The following is a 576-nucleotide window of genomic DNA, read 5'->3' as shown; positions in this document are numbered from 1 at the left end:
GACGGTCCATGCACCATTGTGTCGGCAGCTATGGGAACCGGGCGACCTTCAAGACATCCCGGCTTTTTTCCGTGCTTTGCAATGGACGCCGAATCGCGATCTTGGATGTGGCCTGCGTGCCCTCCGAACAGGAACGGACAGGCCGCGCCTTCCTGGTCAGCGAGTTGCGGGGCCATTGCAACGCCAAGCCGGATCTCGAGACCCTGAAAGCCGCCTGGACATTCGTGGACAGCGTCAACTTGAGATTGCCGGTTGCCTATGTCGACCGGCCGCGTGCCGTCAAACCGGCAGCCGCACCCGCCAACGACTTGCGCGCGACGCGACTGCGGATCGTGGATCTCCTGGCGGCCCGGGTGGCCTGACGCCCCAGTGCCATCCCGCACCCGTAGTGCTGACCCGAGCCTACGGGTGGGCTCAGGCGCATCGGCAAAGCAGACCAGCCAAAGGACTACAATTTGGAGGGGCCGTCTGGAGCCGTCTCCGCAGTGCAGCTCCGGCGCCTTGCCACCCCCTCCCGTTCCCGATGAAATGCAACGCTCACGGTGATTTCATGCCCTTCATTGCCCCAGATCATTT

1 pseudogene is annotated in these 576 nt (G+C 63.4%); it reads left to right on the top strand.

What is annotated here, in order from left to right:
* Positions 1–362: pseudogene (locus M8523_RS36510) on the top strand (hypothetical protein); the annotation flags it as partial.
* Positions 363–576 lie beyond the last annotated feature (214 nt).

This window comes from Lichenifustis flavocetrariae, assembly GCF_026130545.1.
GTDB lineage: Bacteria > Pseudomonadota > Alphaproteobacteria > Rhizobiales > Beijerinckiaceae > Lichenihabitans > Lichenihabitans flavocetrariae.
The sequence above is the reverse complement of the archived record's forward strand: the minus strand, read 5'-3'. Positions and strand labels throughout refer to the sequence as shown.